This window comes from Buttiauxella brennerae ATCC 51605 (assembly GCF_001654925.1).
GTDB lineage: Bacteria > Pseudomonadota > Gammaproteobacteria > Enterobacterales > Enterobacteriaceae > Buttiauxella > Buttiauxella brennerae.
In genome coordinates, this window is record NZ_LXER01000034.1 from 46,151 (window position 1) to 61,045 (window position 14,895).

General features: G+C 49.4%; 15 protein-coding genes. 2 read left to right on the forward strand and 13 right to left on the reverse strand.

The window, feature by feature from the left end; genetic code table 11:
* Window positions 1-41: 41 nt before the first annotated feature.
* Window positions 42-2,219: a right-handed parallel beta-helix repeat-containing protein gene (locus M975_RS18975; protein ID WP_064561439.1), complete on the forward strand. Its 2,178-nt coding sequence runs from the start codon at window positions 42-44 to the stop codon at window positions 2,217-2,219.
* A gap of 67 nt (window positions 2,220-2,286) precedes the next feature.
* Here M975_RS18975 and M975_RS18980 read toward each other — a convergent pair whose 3' ends face one another.
* The 13 genes from M975_RS18980 to asnC form a co-directional block, all read right to left on the reverse strand.
* Complete coding sequence (locus tag M975_RS18980) at window positions 2,287-2,706, reverse strand: F0F1 ATP synthase subunit epsilon (protein ID WP_064561440.1); 420 nt, start codon at window positions 2,704-2,706, stop codon at window positions 2,287-2,289.
* Between the two features lie 20 nt (window positions 2,707-2,726).
* A complete protein-coding gene (gene atpD, locus M975_RS18985) occupies window positions 2,727-4,109 on the reverse strand; it encodes a F0F1 ATP synthase subunit beta (protein WP_064514874.1) in 1,383 nt (460 codons plus the stop codon).
* A gap of 28 nt (window positions 4,110-4,137) precedes the next feature.
* A complete protein-coding gene (gene atpG / locus M975_RS18990) occupies window positions 4,138-5,001 on the reverse strand; it encodes a F0F1 ATP synthase subunit gamma (protein WP_064514876.1) in 864 nt (287 codons plus the stop codon).
* 50 nt (window positions 5,002-5,051) lie between these two features.
* Window positions 5,052-6,593: a F0F1 ATP synthase subunit alpha gene (atpA, locus tag M975_RS18995; RefSeq protein ID WP_064561441.1), complete on the reverse strand. Its 1,542-nt coding sequence runs from the start codon at window positions 6,591-6,593 to the stop codon at window positions 5,052-5,054.
* 12 nt (window positions 6,594-6,605) lie between these two features.
* Window positions 6,606-7,139: a F0F1 ATP synthase subunit delta gene (atpH, locus tag M975_RS19000; RefSeq protein ID WP_064561442.1), complete on the reverse strand. Its 534-nt coding sequence runs from the start codon at window positions 7,137-7,139 to the stop codon at window positions 6,606-6,608.
* 14 nt (window positions 7,140-7,153) lie between these two features.
* Complete coding sequence (gene atpF / locus M975_RS19005; RefSeq protein WP_064561443.1) at window positions 7,154-7,624, reverse strand: F0F1 ATP synthase subunit B; 471 nt, start codon at window positions 7,622-7,624, stop codon at window positions 7,154-7,156.
* A 61-nt stretch (window positions 7,625-7,685) separates the two neighbouring features.
* A complete protein-coding gene (atpE, locus tag M975_RS19010) occupies window positions 7,686-7,925 on the reverse strand; it encodes a F0F1 ATP synthase subunit C (RefSeq protein WP_004393045.1) in 240 nt (79 codons plus the stop codon).
* 48 nt (window positions 7,926-7,973) lie between these two features.
* Window positions 7,974-8,792 carry a F0F1 ATP synthase subunit A gene (gene atpB / locus M975_RS19015; protein WP_064561444.1) on the reverse strand — a complete coding sequence of 273 codons (819 nt, stop codon included), beginning with the start codon at window positions 8,790-8,792 and terminating at the stop codon, window positions 7,974-7,976.
* 8 nt (window positions 8,793-8,800) lie between these two features.
* Window positions 8,801-9,181 (reverse strand): F0F1 ATP synthase subunit I, encoded by a 381-nt coding sequence (atpI, locus tag M975_RS19020; RefSeq protein WP_064561445.1) that lies wholly within the window; start codon window positions 9,179-9,181, stop codon window positions 8,801-8,803.
* 618 nt (window positions 9,182-9,799) lie between these two features.
* Window positions 9,800-10,423 carry a 16S rRNA (guanine(527)-N(7))-methyltransferase RsmG gene (rsmG, locus tag M975_RS19025; RefSeq protein WP_064561459.1) on the reverse strand — a complete coding sequence of 208 codons (624 nt, stop codon included), beginning with the start codon at window positions 10,421-10,423 and terminating at the stop codon, window positions 9,800-9,802.
* A 61-nt stretch (window positions 10,424-10,484) separates the two neighbouring features.
* Window positions 10,485-12,374 (reverse strand): tRNA uridine-5-carboxymethylaminomethyl(34) synthesis enzyme MnmG, encoded by a 1,890-nt coding sequence (gene mnmG / locus M975_RS19030; RefSeq protein ID WP_064561446.1) that lies wholly within the window; start codon window positions 12,372-12,374, stop codon window positions 10,485-10,487.
* 372 nt (window positions 12,375-12,746) lie between these two features.
* Window positions 12,747-13,196: an FMN-binding protein MioC gene (gene mioC / locus M975_RS19035; RefSeq protein WP_064561447.1), complete on the reverse strand. Its 450-nt coding sequence runs from the start codon at window positions 13,194-13,196 to the stop codon at window positions 12,747-12,749.
* 90 nt (window positions 13,197-13,286) lie between these two features.
* Complete coding sequence (gene asnC, locus M975_RS19040; protein WP_034460708.1) at window positions 13,287-13,745, reverse strand: transcriptional regulator AsnC; 459 nt, start codon at window positions 13,743-13,745, stop codon at window positions 13,287-13,289.
* 156 nt (window positions 13,746-13,901) lie between these two features.
* Here asnC and asnA point away from each other — a divergent pair, with 156 nt between their 5' ends.
* Window positions 13,902-14,894, forward strand: a complete 993-nt coding sequence (gene asnA / locus M975_RS19045; protein ID WP_064561448.1) for an aspartate--ammonia ligase — start codon at window positions 13,902-13,904, stop codon at window positions 14,892-14,894.
* Window position 14,895 lies beyond the last annotated feature (1 nt).

Below are 14,895 nucleotides of genomic sequence, written 5' to 3' on the forward strand. Positions count from 1 at the left end.
TTTTATACATAATGGCGCTGACATTTATAAGGAGAATAACAATGGCGTCAAAAATACCGCTGGCTCTTACGCTTTGTGGCGCAGCTTTATCCCTGCCTGCTACCGCACAGCAACAACCCGTCTGGCACGCGATTGCTTTTGGGCAATCAACAGATGTTAACTTCTCGTCTAACGTCTTACCTGAAAAAGTGGGGGTGAATAACGTAACGATTGACGGCAAAAAGCTGGCAACCGCAGATTCAGCCGATCTTTCTAAACCCGTCACCATAGAAAGTCGTGGCGGAAAAATTGCTAACTCTCACGATGGATTAACGTTCTTCTATACCGCATTACCCGCCAGTAAGAATTTTGTCTTACAGGCAACGGTCACCGTCGATCAGTTTGGCCCTGAAAATGGCGCTAAACCCGCCGCTCAAGAAGGTGCCGGGATGTTAGTGAGGGATGTATTAGGTAATCCACGCCAGGAGCCGCTAAAAGAAGGCTACGAGGAATTCCCGGCGGCATCCAATATGGTGATGAATGCCATAATGACGCAGGATAAAAAGGACGCATCACGAGTAAAAATGCAGGCTATTGCCCGCGATGGGATCACCCAACCCTGGGGAAATACCGGTTCGACCATTTCACGTAAAAGTTACGAGGAAGCGATTGATCTGAGCAAAGTGCCGACTTTCCGCATGAAGCTCGAGCGTACCAATGATGGGTTTGTAACTTCATGGGCTCCAGCCGGAAGCGATGCATGGGTTTCTGAAAATGTGAAACGCGCCGATATCATCACAAGCCAGGATAAAGGGCAGTACTACGTGGGTTTCTTTGCTTCCCGGAATGCCAAAATCACTGTTAGCGATGCGTCATTAGAAACGAGTGCGGCAAAAACCGTGGCATCCGCGCCGTTTGTCCCGAAAGCCTGGCCCGTGGTGATGCAAATCGCTTCCGGGCAAAAGAGTACCACCAGCGATTATGTTGTGCAGGCGCGCGCCAACTACGACGGCAACTACACCGTGCGCCAAGACGAAGTTGTGATCGGTCAGGAAAAAGTGGCCAAGGCCGGGGAGATGTTCTCCCTCCCAACCACGATTAAAGATCAAACTCGTTTTACCGTCACCTTCACGCCAACCAGCGGGAAAGACAGAACACCGGTCAGCCAGAACTTCGTTGTTGAGCAAGTCAAAAACAGGCAGGGTAATACGTTGTATGTCGCGCCAGATGGCACATCAAACAGTGACGGCTCAAAATCAGCACCACTAGATTTGGCCAGCGCCATTACTCTCGTGGCTCCAGGCGGGAAAATCATTCTTGGAAGTGGTGAGTACCCACTTACTATCATTCCCACAGCTGACAGCGGCTTAAAAGGCAAACTGAAAACCCTCGAGGCTGATGGCAAAGTCGTGATTCGTGGCCTGTTACTGGATGGTAACTACTGGCACGTTAAAGGGGTTGAAGTCACCGATAAGAGCCTGCGAGTGCAGGGCAGCCACAACCTGATCGAAGATATCATCGCTTACAAAAACGACGATACAGGCATTCAGATTTCATCTCCTGACAATGTTGGCCGCCCACTTTGGGCAAGCTACAACAAAGTCGTTAATGCCGAATCCTTCAGTAATGAAGATCCGGGCAAAATCAATGCTGATGGCTTTGCGGTGAAGATGCGTGTGGGTGATGGCAACCGTCTTGAAGGATGCTATGCACACGACAATATTGATGATGGCTATGACCTGTTCAACAAGATTGAAGACGGTGCAAATGGCGTTGTGGTGATCGAGAACTCTATTGCCCGTAACAACACCAGCAACGGTTTCAAGCTGGGCGGGGAAGGGCAGCCTGTCGCACATGAAATCCACAACAGCATCGCGATTGGTAACCATCTTGATGGTTTTACCGATAACTTTAACCCAGGCGCGTTGGTGGTGGCTAACAACGTTTCGGTTGATAACCAACGCTTTAACTACATCTTCCGCCCAAGCCCTTACGGCAGTGCGGAAACTCAAGGTAAGTTCACCGATAACATTTCACTACGTAGCCAGGAAGGCAAATATGATGATGCGATATCTGGCCGCGTAGATAACAGCAACTATTTCATTCAGGATGGTAAAACGGTAAACAGCGAAGGTAAGCAGCTGAGTATAAAAGATTATCAGTCTTTGACGCTGCCAGTCCCGTTGCAACGTAATGCTGATGGTTCGTTCATCACGGGTGAGTTTCTGACAAAGCAGTAGAATAGTTCAGACGAAAAAAATGCCAGTCAGGGAAACCTGGCTGGCATTTGTCTTTTCAAGCAGGTAGTTACATCGCTTTTCTGGTCAACTCGATAACGCGAAGTTTCGCGATCGCCTTAGCCAGTTCAGCAGAAGCCTGAGCGTAGTCCACATCACCGTGGGAACTATGGATGCGCTCTTCCGCTTTACGCTTCGCTTCCAGGGCTCGAGCTTCGTCGAGGTCCTGACCACGAATTGCGGTATCGGCCAGCACGGTAACCGTGCCAGGCTGCACTTCCATCACACCACCAGACAAGTAGATATACTCTTCATGTCCGTGCTGTTTAACGATGCGGATCATACCAGGCTTAATGGCGGTGAGCAGCGGGGCGTGGCCAGGAAAAATACCCAGCTCACCTTCGCTACCCGTTACCTGGATCTTCTCAACCAGACCGGAGAACATTTGGCTCTCCGCGCTGACGACGTCCAGGTGATAAGTCATTGCCATGTCACCCTCCGATTAAGGCGTTAAAGTTTTTTAGCTTTCTCAACGGCTTCGTCGATAGTACCAACCATGTAGAACGCCTGCTCTGGCAGATGGTCATATTCGCCGTCCATGATGCCTTTAAAGCCACGGATAGTATCTTTCAGCGATACGAACTTGCCCGGAGAACCGGTAAAGACTTCTGCTACGAAGAATGGCTGAGACAGGAAGCGCTGAATCTTACGCGCACGAGCTACAACCAGTTTATCTTCTTCAGAAAGTTCATCCATACCAAGAATGGCGATGATGTCTTTCAGTTCCTGGTAACGTTGCAGAATAGACTGCACGCCACGCGCGGTGTCGTAGTGTTCCTGGCCAACAACCAGTGGATCTAACTGACGGCTGGTGGAATCCAGTGGATCTACCGCAGGATAGATACCCAGAGACGCGATGTTACGGCTCAGTACCACGGTTGCATCCAAGTGCGCAAAGGTGGTTGCTGGAGATGGGTCAGTCAAGTCATCCGCAGGTACGTATACCGCTTGAACAGAAGTGATTGAGCCAGTTTTGGTGGAGGTAATACGCTCCTGCAAAACACCCATCTCTTCTGCCAGTGTTGGCTGGTAACCTACCGCAGATGGCATACGACCCAGCAGTGCAGATACTTCTGTACCGGCCAGGGTATAACGGTAAATGTTATCAACGAACAGCAGAACGTCACGACCTTCGTCACGGAACTTCTCAGCCATGGTCAGACCGGTCAACGCAACGCGCAGACGGTTACCTGGTGGCTCGTTCATCTGGCCATAAACCAGTGATACTTTGTCCAGAACGTTGGAGTCGGTCATTTCGTGGTAGAAGTCGTTACCCTCACGAGTACGCTCACCCACGCCTGCAAACACAGAATAACCGGAGTGCTCGATCGCGATGTTACGGATCAGCTCCATCATGTTTACAGTTTTACCAACACCCGCACCACCGAACAGACCCACTTTACCGCCCTTAGCGAACGGGCAAATCAGGTCCATTACTTTGATGCCGGTTTCCAGCAGGTCTTGAGAGCTGGACAGTTCTTCGTAGCTTGGAGCTGAACGGTGAATAGCCCAACGTTCTTCTTCGCCGATATCGCCTTTCATGTCGATAGGCTCGCCCAGGACGTTCATGATACGACCCAGAGTTGCTTTACCTACCGGCACTTCAATTGGGTGATCGAGGTTAGAAACTTCCAGACCACGACGCAAACCATCAGAAGTACCCATGGCGATAGTACGAACTACGCCACCACCCAGCTGTTGCTGAACTTCCAGCACCAGACGGTCTTTACCATTTGTAACCTCAAGAGCGTCGTACACTTTTGGTACGGCATCCTGAGGGAACTCGACGTCCACCACGGCGCCGATTACCTGGATAATCTTTCCAGTAGCCATCTCGAATCCTCTAAAAACGTAAACCTGGTTATACCGCGGATGCGCCACCGACGATTTCGGTGAGTTCCTGAGTAATGCTGGCCTGACGAGCTTTGTTGTATACCAACTGCAGCTCTTTAATCAGGCTGCCGCCATTGTCGGTAGCGGCTTTCATCGCCACCATACGTGCGGCCTGCTCGCTGGCCAGGTTTTCTACGACGCCCTGATAAACCTGAGATTCCACATAACGGCGCAGCAAGGTATCCAGCAGCGCTTTCGGATCAGGTTCATACAGATAATCCCAGGTTTTCTTCTTCAGCTCACCATCTTCTGCTGGCGGTAACGGCAACAGTTGGGTAAGGGTAGGAACCTGAGACATTGTGTTAATAAATTTGTTGCTGACAACATACAGCTTGTCCAGACGGCCTTCATCGTAGGCCTGCAACATCACTTTCACCGGGCCAATCAACTCGGACAGGGAAGGGTTATCACCCATACCGGTCACCTGAGCAACAATATTGCCGCCTACAGAGTTGAAGAAAGAGACGCCTTTAGAGCCGATCATTGCGATTTCGCTTTGAACGCCTTTATCGGACCACTCTTTCATGTCAGCCAGCAGCTTTTTGAACAGGTTAGTGTTCAAGCCACCACACAGACCACGGTCAGTGGACACCACCAGGTAGCCCACGCGTTTGACTTCGCGTTCATCCAGGTAAGGGTGTTTGTATTCAAGATTACCCAAAGCCAGGTGGCCAATCACTTTACGCATTGTTTCTGCGTAAGGACGGCTGGCAGCCATGCGTTCCTGCGTTTTACGCATTTTGGACGCGGCAACCATTTCCATTGCTTTGGTGATCTTCTGCGTGTTCTGGACGCTTGCGATCTTACTACGTATCTCTTTTGCGCCGGCCATGAGCTTCTCCTCAATGCCTTGCGGCTTGCCCTAAGACAAGCCGCCAGACTTTACCAGGACTGAGTTGCTTTGAAGGAATCGAGGATGCCTTTCAGCTTCGCTTCGATTTCGTCGTTGTAGCCACCAGATTGGTTGATTTCTTGCATCAGTGGAGCATGGTCACGGTCAACGTAAGCCAGCAGAGCGGCTTCGAAGCTACCGATTTTAGCCAGTTCCACATCTTCGAGGTAACCACGTTCAGCAGCGAACAGAACCAGAGACTGCTGCGCAACAGACATCGGCGCATATTGTTTCTGTTTCAGGAGCTCGGTCACTTTCTGACCATGGCTCAACTGCTTACGGGTCGCATCGTCAAGGTCAGATGCAAACTGAGAGAACGCAGCCAGTTCACGATACTGTGCCAGAGCGGTACGGATACCACCGGACAGTTTTTTCATGATCTTGGTCTGAGCAGCACCACCAACACGAGATACGGAGATACCCGGGTTAACCGCAGGACGAATACCGGCGTTAAACAGTGTTGATTCCAGGAAGATCTGACCATCGGTAATAGAAATTACGTTGGTCGGAACGAACGCGGAAACGTCACCCGCTTGCGTTTCGATAATCGGAAGCGCAGTCAGGGAACCTGTTTTGCCTTTCACTTCACCCTTAGTGAATGCTTCAACGTAATCAGCGTTTACACGCGCAGCACGTTCCAGCAAACGGGAGTGGAGATAGAATACGTCGCCTGGGTAAGCTTCACGACCTGGTGGACGACGAAGCAGCAGGGAAATCTGACGATAAGCAACAGCCTGTTTGGACAGGTCATCATAAATGATCAGTGCATCTTCACCACGGTCACGGAAGTATTCACCCATCGCGCAACCGGAGTACGGTGCCAGGTATTGCAGTGCAGCAGATTCTGATGCAGTTGCAACAACAACGATAGTGTTAGCCAGTGCGCCGTGCTCTTCCAGTTTACGAACCACGTTAGAGATAGTGGACGCTTTCTGGCCGATAGCAACGTAGATACATTTGATGCCTGAATCACGCTGGTTGATGATGGCGTCGATTGCCAGAGCAGTTTTACCTGTCTGACGGTCACCGATGATAAGTTCACGCTGACCACGACCGATTGGGATCATGGCATCGACGGACTTATAACCAGTCTGTACAGGCTGGTCTACGGACTGACGTTCGATTACGCCTGGTGCGATCGCTTCAACGGCAGCAAAACCGTCATGCTCAAGCGGACCTTTACCATCGATTGGTGCACCCAGGGTGTTCACCACGCGACCCAGCAGGCCACGGCCTACCGGTACTTCAAGAATACGGCCAGTACACTTAACTTTCATGCCTTCGGCAAGGTCAGCATACGGACCCATAACTACTGCACCTACAGAGTCGCGCTCGAGGTTCAGTGCAATAGCGTAACGGTTTCCCGGAAGGGAAATCATCTCACCCTGCATAACATCGGCCAGGCCGTGTACGCGGATGATACCGTCACTTACAGAAACGATTGTACCTTCGTTGTGAGCCTCGCTCACAACACTGAACTGAGCAATGCGCTGCTTGATCAGTTCGCTGATTTCGGTGGAATTCAGTTGCATGCTCCAGTCCCCTTAAGACTGCAAGACGTCTGTCAGGCGATCAAGACGGCCGCGTACGCTGCCATCAATAACCATATCACCTGCGCGGATAATGACACCCGCTATTACAGACTTGTCAATTTTGCAATTCAGCTTAACTTTGCGTGACAGACGTTTTTCCATCGCGGCGCTGATTTTCGAAAGCTGTTCTTCGTTTAATGCGCTTGCAGAAGTCACTTCGACTTCAACGGTAGCCTCCTGGGCTGCGCGCAATTGAACGAATTGCTCAAGAACATCAGGAAGAACTTTCAGACGCCCATTTTCAGCCATCACCTTAATCAGGTTTTGGCCGTTGGCGTCTAGCTGGTCACCACAGATGGAGATAAACGACGCAGAGAGAGTATCCGGTGCTAATGCGCCGGAAAGAAGCTCTGCTATTTGTTCGTTTTTAGACACCTCAGCGGCGAAACCCAGCATATGCTGCCAGTTATCAACGCTTTGGTGCTCGACGGCAAAGTCAAAAGCTGCTTTGGCGTAGGGGCGAGCTACAGTTACAAATTCAGACATCAGCCCCTCCCTCCTTACAGTTCAGCGACCAGTTTATCAACGATGTCGCTGTTAGCAGCTTCATCCACGGAACGTTCAATGATCTTCTCGGCACCGGCGATAGCCAGCAGAGCCACTTGCTTACGCAGTTCTTCACGAGCGCGTTTACGCTCTGCGTCGATTTCTGCCTGAGCCTGTGCAACGATTTTGTCACGTTCCTGCTCTGCCTCGGTTTTAGCTTCATCAAGGATCTGAGCGCGGCGTTTGTTCGCCTGCTCGATAATCACTTGAGCTTCACCTTTGGCTTTTTTCAGCTGGTCGGTCGCGTTGGCCTGTGCAAGGTCAAGGTCCTTTTTGGCACGTTCTGCAGAAGAGAGACCGTCAGCAATTTCTTTTTGACGTTTCTCGATGGCAGCCATAATTGGCGGCCATACGTACTTCATACAGAACAGAACAAATAGGACAAACGCGATGGCCTGGCCGAGGATTGTTGCGTTAAGATTCACAGCACAATGCCTCTTTGTTAGTTAACGTTCTGATATTGCTTGGTATCTTAAGCAACGCTTACTACGCGACGGCGAACATCACGTACAGACCCAGACCAACAGCGATCATCGGGATTGCATCCACCAGACCCATAACGATAAAGAACTGAGTACGCAGCAGAGGAATCAAATCAGGTTGACGCGCTGCGCCTTCCAGGAATTTTCCACCGAGGATGCCGATACCGATCGCCGCACCGATTGCCGCAAGGCCCATCATAATTGCGGCAGCCATGTACAGCAGATCCATATTCAGGTTTTCCATGACAGTCTCCAGTTTGTTTCAGTTAAAACACAGTAGTGGTAAGTAAAATCAATGCTCTTCAGATGCCATCGACAGATAAACGATCGTCAGAACCATGAATATGAAGGCTTGCAGCGTAATAATCAGGATGTGGAAAATGGCCCAAGGCACACTCAGAATCCACTGTGACCACCACGGCAACAGACCAGCAATCAGAATGAAGATCAATTCACCGGCATACATGTTGCCGAACAGTCGCAGACCAAGTGATACAGGCTTGGACAGCAGGCTTACACCTTCAAGGATTAAGTTGAACGGTATAAATGCCCAGTGATTGAACGGCTGCAGCGTCAGCTCTTTCGTGAAGCCGCTAATGCCTTTCATTTTGATGCTGTAGAAAAGAATCAGGATAAACACGCCAAGCGCCATAGAGAGGGTGATATTCACGTCCGCAGACGGCACCACACGCAGGGCTGGCAGGCCAAAGATTTGCTCACCGATATACGGCAGGAAATCGATTGGCAGCAGGTCCATCAGGTTCATCAGTAATACCCAGACAAAGACTGTCAGGGCTAACGGAGCAATGACCTTGCTTTTGCCATGGTACATGTCTTTGACATTGCCATTAACAAAATCGATAACCATTTCAACCGCTGTCTGAAACTTACCAGGTACGCCGCTCGTCGCTGTTTTGGCGACTTTACGGAATAACACCAGGAATAGCAGACCCAGAACCACCGAGAAGAACATGGAGTCAATATTGAGCGTCCAGAAGGTGGCTGGGGGGTTATGCGGATCAACCAGCGAGAAAGTACGTAGGTCCAGCTGAAGGTTATTCAGATGGTGGCCTATATACTCCTGCGGTGTAGAGATTTCTCCTGCAGACATGATGCCTCTTACCCTTTGTTGTTAATTACAGCTGGTGCGAGTATCTGCACAACCAGCACCGAAACCCACGTCACAATAAGCGGCAACAATACCGCCTTAAAACCAGCTAACGCCACCACCAGTATGGTAAAGCTCGCAATCACCTTCAACACTTCACCAATGGCGAATGTCCAGGCCAGGCGGCCTTTTGATGGTGTATGCACCTGGTGACGCCAGGCAAAATTCATAAACACAGCATTTGGCAGCCAGGCTGCCAGGCCTCCGCCAAAAGCAGAAGCGCCCCACGCGGGGTCTTTGAAGCAAAACAGCAATCCAATTGCTATCACTGCAAGAAGCTGAAGGAACAGAAGCTTACGAGCAACGTTTCTACTCAATAGCGACACAGACATGGCGTATCCTAACTCCTGCTCCCTTCGGGGTATGTCGCGCTGGTATAAAACTGCCTTTACGACTTTGAGTCAAGCCTCAAAAAGCGAGCAAATTATACGGTGCGGCCCCGTGATTTCAAACAATAAGTAGCAAAAAGGTGAACAAATGTTTAAATATTTTCCCGCAGGGTTATTTTTAAACATTTACTGAATACCGGTTATTTTCAAAAAAACTGCAAACAACCGAAATAACCGCATAATAAAGCGTGCACCAGATCACAAATCAAACATCTCACAGGCTTTATGCATTTGTCTGCCTCATAAAGTGCGAAACACAGATGCCTGATAAATAAGCTGATTACTGTCTACTCTATTTAAAATAGCCGTAAACATCATTAAAACAACTCATTGACATTTTTATTAATATTTTAACATTCATCTGTGTCTGCTACCTGCAAAATATTTAGCAGGGTTATATTTTCATTGTTGACTACTTTTAAAATCAGCAACGCTCGTCGCGTTAAAAACTCAAGGCCGTGAAGTTAAGATTGCGTTAAATGTAACCAGAGATTTCAGGCTTTTTACTTCCTATTTTTAACGTTCTCGAAACAATCCTTTCTAGCCTTTTTTTGATAAATATTAAGTTTTGTTTGGTTTAATCTTCACCAAATGTCGTTCGCCATCAAGCTCTGGCACCTGCAAACGAATCACCTCTTCAACCTCAAACTCCGCTGGCAAGGCTGCTATTTCATCATCCGGGCGTAAACCCTTGAGTGCATAGAAACGGCCGTTCTCAGCTGGCAGATGTTTACACCACGTCACCATGTCGTTCATCGAGGCGAATGCACGGCTGATGACACCATCAAATGGCGGTTGTGCAGGAAACTCTTCAACACGACTTTGCACAGGCGTGATGTTCTCAAGGTGAAGTTCATGCTGAACCTGGCGCAGGAAGCGCACACGCTTACCAAGGCTGTCTAACAAAGTGAAATGCGAGTCTGGTCGCACAATTGCGAGTGGAATACCCGGTAAACCCGGCCCTGTTCCCACATCGATAAAACGCGATCCCTGCAAATGTGGTTCAACAACGATGCTGTCGAGAATATGGCGCACCAACATGTCTTCAGGAAGACGCACGGAAGTCAGGTTGTATGCTTTGTTCCATTTGTGGAGCAGTTCAACATAGCCAACCAATTGTTGTTTCTGGTTTTCTGGCAACGTAATGCCTGCGCTATTCAGCAGGCGATTCAGTTTGTTAAGCACGGTGGTATTACCCATCAATCAAAAAAAGGGGCCAGGATATCCTGGCCCTGGAATGTATGCATCAGGCGCTACGGCGTAGCAGGCCTTGTTTTTTTAACCAGACAAGCAGAATGGAAATCGCTGCTGGTGTTACCCCTGAAATACGCGATGCCTGCCCTATTGAAACAGGCTTATGATCGTTAAGCTTGGCGATCACTTCGTTAGAAAGACCACTCACCTGGCGATAATCGAGCGTTGCAGGCAACAACGTGTTTTCGTTACGTTGTTGTTTTTCAATCTCTTCTTGCTGGCGAACGATGTAGCCTTCGTATTTGACCTGAATTTCCACCTGCTCAGCAGATTGCGGATCTTCAAGGCCCGGTGCGAACACGGACAATTGCATCATCTCAGCATAGGTCATTTCTGGTCGACGCAGCAGATCTTCACCATTTGCTTCACGAGAAAGAGGTGCGCTTAACTTCGCATTCACTTCTTCGACGCTTTCAGAGTGAGGATGCAGCCAGATGTCTTTCAGGCGCTGGCGTTCAAGTTCAATGCTTTCCAGCTTTTCGTTGAAGCGTGCCCAACGCTCGTCATCCACCAGCCCCATTTCACGGCCAGCAGCTGTTAAACGCAGATCTGCGTTGTCTTCACGCAGCATCAGGCGGTATTCAGCACGTGAGGTGAACATGCGGTACGGTTCTTTGGTACCGAGGGTGCAAAGATCGTCGACCAGTACGCCAAGGTATGCTTGATCACGACGTGGGGCCCAACCCTCTTTCTCCGCAGAGAAACGCGCGGCATTCAGACCCGCCAGCAAGCCTTGTGCCGCAGCTTCTTCGTAACCGGTGGTACCGTTAATTTGGCCTGCAAAGAATAGCCCCTCGATGTACTTACTTTCCAGCGTTGGTTTCAGATCACGAGGATCGAAGAAATCGTATTCGATAGCATAGCCTGGACGCACGATCTTCGCGTTTTCCATGCCTTCCATCGAACGGACAATCTGCATCTGAACATCAAACGGCAGGCTGGTGGAGATACCGTTCGGGTAGATTTCGTTGCTGGTTAGCCCTTCAGGCTCGAGGAAAATTTGGTGCTGGTTGCGGTCAGCAAAGCGCATCACTTTGTCTTCGATAGACGGGCAATAACGTGGCCCAATCCCTTCGATAACGCCTGCGTACATCGGGCTGCGATCGAGGTTATTACGAATAACGTCATGCGTTTTTTCGTTGGTATGCGTGATGTAACACGGCACTTGCGCAGGGTGTTGATTCACATTTCCCATGAACGAGAACACCGGCATTGGGTTATCGCCATGCTGCTTTGCAAGTACGCTGAAATCGATGGTGCGTGCGTCGATACGTGGTGGTGTGCCTGTTTTCAGGCGACTGACACGAAGTGGCAGTTCACGCAGACGACGTGAAAGCGAAATGGATGGCGGATCGCCTGCACGGCCACCGCTGTAGTTATCCAGTCCGATATGAATTTTGCCATCCAGGAACGTTCCGACAGTCAGTACCACGGATTTTGCACGGAACTTCAAGCCCATTTGCGTGACAGCACCGACAACGCGATCGTTCTCGACAATCAGATCTTCAACAGCCTGCTGGAAGATCATCAGATTGGGCTGGTTTTCCAGCGCAGTGCGTACCGCCTGACGGTAAAGCACTCGGTCTGCCTGAGCACGAGTAGCCCGTACTGCAGGGCCTTTGCTCGCGTTTAGTATCCTAAACTGGATGCCTGCATGGTCGATAGCTTTTGCCATCAAACCGCCTAAAGCGTCCACTTCTTTAACCAGATGTCCCTTGCCAATACCACCGATCGCTGGGTTGCAAGACATTTGCCCTAACGTGTCGATATTGTGAGTCAAAAGAAGGGTTTGCTGGCCCATCCGTGCAGCGGCCATTGCAGCCTCGGTGCCTGCATGACCCCCGCCAATGATGATGACGTCAAAAGGATCTGGATAAAACATGGTACTGCCTCACGGTTTTGCAAATGGGGGATGACTGATTCCCGGGGTTGGCGATTCTACTTAACTTTAGCCTTTCGAGAAAGCCTTGGGATCACCGGTAATTAAAAGAAGATCTTTTTTATTTAAAGATCTCTTTATTATGATCTCTTATTAGGATCGGCATGTTCTGTGGATAAGCGCTTTTATGGTAAAGAGATCAAGCGATTAAGAAGGATCGTTAGCTGTGAATGATCGGTGATCCTACGCAGTATAAGCTGGGATCAAAACAGGTACTTATGCACAACTCAAAAAGTGAACAGGAGTTGTTATTGGGATAACTACTGCTTAACCCAAGGTTTTAAGCATACTTATACACAGATAAAAGTGAGATCTTTACAAATCCTGGAGTAAATTCTTCCATGATCCGACCCAAATCTCGGCTGGATCTTCAGGAATATCGTGATCAAGGATGTTCACTTTCAGTAAAGAGCCAATTCTTTTAGCTCCGCACTCGGTCAAAAGGGTGTCGAGTTTCTCTATCGCGCCACAAAAAGTGTCGTATTCACGACTACCAATCCCGACCGCACCATAATGAAGAGCACTCAGATCTGGACGTTCTTCATTTATAGCATCGAAGAGAGGTTGCAGATTTTCAGGAAGATCCCCAGCCCCATGAGTAGAAGAGACAATCAGCCAAATTCCACTGGTTTGCAGATCTTCTAACAGTGGCCCATGCAGCGTTTGGGTCGTAAAACCCGCCTCATCGAGCTTTTCAGCTAAATGTTCAGCGACATATTCGGCACTGCCCAGGGTACTGCCGCTAATCAGAGTAACTTCTGTCATTGCGATCCCACCTTTTCGAAACGATGGGCATTGTACGCTGTGTAAGGCCTGCGATCTACCTGTGGATAATATGGGTATTAAAAATAACCCTCAGGGCTTGATGGTGCGCATGATCGGGTTCTGGAGGGAGATCAGTGTTTCGGTGGACTGAATTTCATCAATTGTTTGGATCTTGTTGATAAGTACCTGCTGCAAGGCATCTATGGATCGGCACATCACCTTAATAAAGATGCTGTAGTGGCCCGTGGTGTAATACGCCTCGGTGACTTCTTCGAGACTTTCAAGTTTTGCCAGTGCAGAAGGGTAGTCCTTCGCACTCTTTAAGATGATGCCGATAAAACAGCAAACGTCGTAACCCAGCTGTTTAGGGCTGATATCGATTCGTGCGCCAGTAATGATCCCCGCCTGTTTCATTTTCTCGACACGGACATGGATTGTGCCCGGGCTAACACTGAATTGTTTAGCCAGTTCTGCGTATGCCGTACGGGCATTTGCCATTAAAGCGTCAAGAATGCCGCGATCGAGATTGTCGATCTGATAATTATCCATCACTTTTTCCTATGATTAGTAACGATACTTCAGAATTTATAGCCTTAAATTAGTCGATTGAAAACCAGTACGGCTTTTTTATTGTTGATTATTGAATGTTATGCCGTGTTTGTTGCTTAATCATCGACAGTAAAACAACACAATAAAGAGAAAACCATGAAAACTGCCTACATCGCTAAACAACGCCAGATTAGTTTTGTTAAGTCCCACTTCTCTCGTCAACTGGAAGAAAAGCTTGGTCTGATGGAAGTCCAGGCTCCGATTCTCAGCCGTGTGGGTGATGGAACTCAAGACAATCTGTCTGGTTGTGAAAAGGCGGTGCAGGTTAAGGTCAAAACCTTGCCTGACGCGCAGTTTGAAGTGGTGCATTCGCTGGCCAAATGGAAAAGAAAAACACTCGGCCAGCACGACTTCAGCGCGGGCGAAGGGCTTTACACGCACATGAAAGCCCTTCGCCCCGATGAAGACCGTTTGACCCCGATTCACTCTGTGTATGTCGATCAGTGGGATTGGGAACGTGTTATGGGTGAAGGAGAACGTCATCTCGGTACGCTGAAGCAAACTGTAGAAAGCATCTGGGCCGCAATGAAAGCTACGGAAGCCGCAGTGAGCGAACAGTACGGTTTGACGCCTTTCCTGCCAGAACAAATCCACTTTGTTCATAGCGAAGAATTACAACAGCGCTTCCCGGATCTGGATGCAAAAGGGCGTGAGCGTGCGATTGCCAAAGAGATGGGTGCGGTGTTCCTGATAGGTATTGGCGGTAAGCTTGCTGACGGGAAACGTCACGATGTTCGTGCATCAGATTATGATGACTGGTCAACGAGCAGCCAGGGTGATTTCAAAGGTTTGAACGGTGACATCATGGTCTGGAACTCGGTGCTGGAAGACGCCTTTGAGCTCTCTTCTATGGGGATCCGTGTTGATGCAGAAGCATTAAAACGCCAGTTGGCTGTCACCGGTGATGACGATCGTCTGCAACTTGAGTGGCACCAGTCACTGCTGAAGGGCGAAATGCCGCAAACCATTGGTGGTGGCATCGGGCAGTCTCGTTTGGTGATGCTGATGCTGCAACAGCCACACATTGGCCAGGTACAGTGCGGCGTGTGGCCTGCAGAAGTTCACGCTAAGGTTGCGTCACTGCTTTAAG

What these genes read in the sequence shown, in the direction of transcription:
- M975_RS18975 (WP_064561439.1), top strand. Translation starts at nt 42, where the DNA reads ATGGCGTCAAAAATACCGCTGGCTCTTACGCTTTGTGGCGCAGCTTTA.
- M975_RS18980 (WP_064561440.1), bottom strand. Translation starts at nt 2,706, where the DNA reads ATGGCAATGACTTATCACCTGGACGTCGTCAGCGCGGAGAGCCAAATG.
- atpD (WP_064514874.1), bottom strand. Translation starts at nt 4,109, where the DNA reads ATGGCTACTGGAAAGATTATCCAGGTAATCGGCGCCGTGGTGGACGTC.
- atpG (WP_064514876.1), bottom strand. Translation starts at nt 5,001, where the DNA reads ATGGCCGGCGCAAAAGAGATACGTAGTAAGATCGCAAGCGTCCAGAAC.
- atpA (WP_064561441.1), bottom strand. Translation starts at nt 6,593, where the DNA reads ATGCAACTGAATTCCACCGAAATCAGCGAACTGATCAAGCAGCGCATT.
- atpH (WP_064561442.1), bottom strand. Translation starts at nt 7,139, where the DNA reads ATGTCTGAATTTGTAACTGTAGCTCGCCCCTACGCCAAAGCAGCTTTT.
- atpE (WP_004393045.1), bottom strand. Translation starts at nt 7,925, where the DNA reads ATGGAAAACCTGAATATGGATCTGCTGTACATGGCTGCCGCAATTATG.
- atpB (WP_064561444.1), bottom strand. Translation starts at nt 8,792, where the DNA reads ATGTCTGCAGGAGAAATCTCTACACCGCAGGAGTATATAGGCCACCAT.
- atpI (WP_064561445.1), bottom strand. Translation starts at nt 9,181, where the DNA reads ATGTCTGTGTCGCTATTGAGTAGAAACGTTGCTCGTAAGCTTCTGTTC.
- mnmG (WP_064561446.1), bottom strand. Translation starts at nt 12,374, where the DNA reads ATGTTTTATCCAGATCCTTTTGACGTCATCATCATTGGCGGGGGTCAT.
- mioC (WP_064561447.1), bottom strand. Translation starts at nt 13,196, where the DNA reads ATGACAGAAGTTACTCTGATTAGCGGCAGTACCCTGGGCAGTGCCGAA.
- asnC (WP_034460708.1), bottom strand. Translation starts at nt 13,745, where the DNA reads ATGGATAATTATCAGATCGACAATCTCGATCGCGGCATTCTTGACGCT.
- asnA (WP_064561448.1), top strand. Translation starts at nt 13,902, where the DNA reads ATGAAAACTGCCTACATCGCTAAACAACGCCAGATTAGTTTTGTTAAG.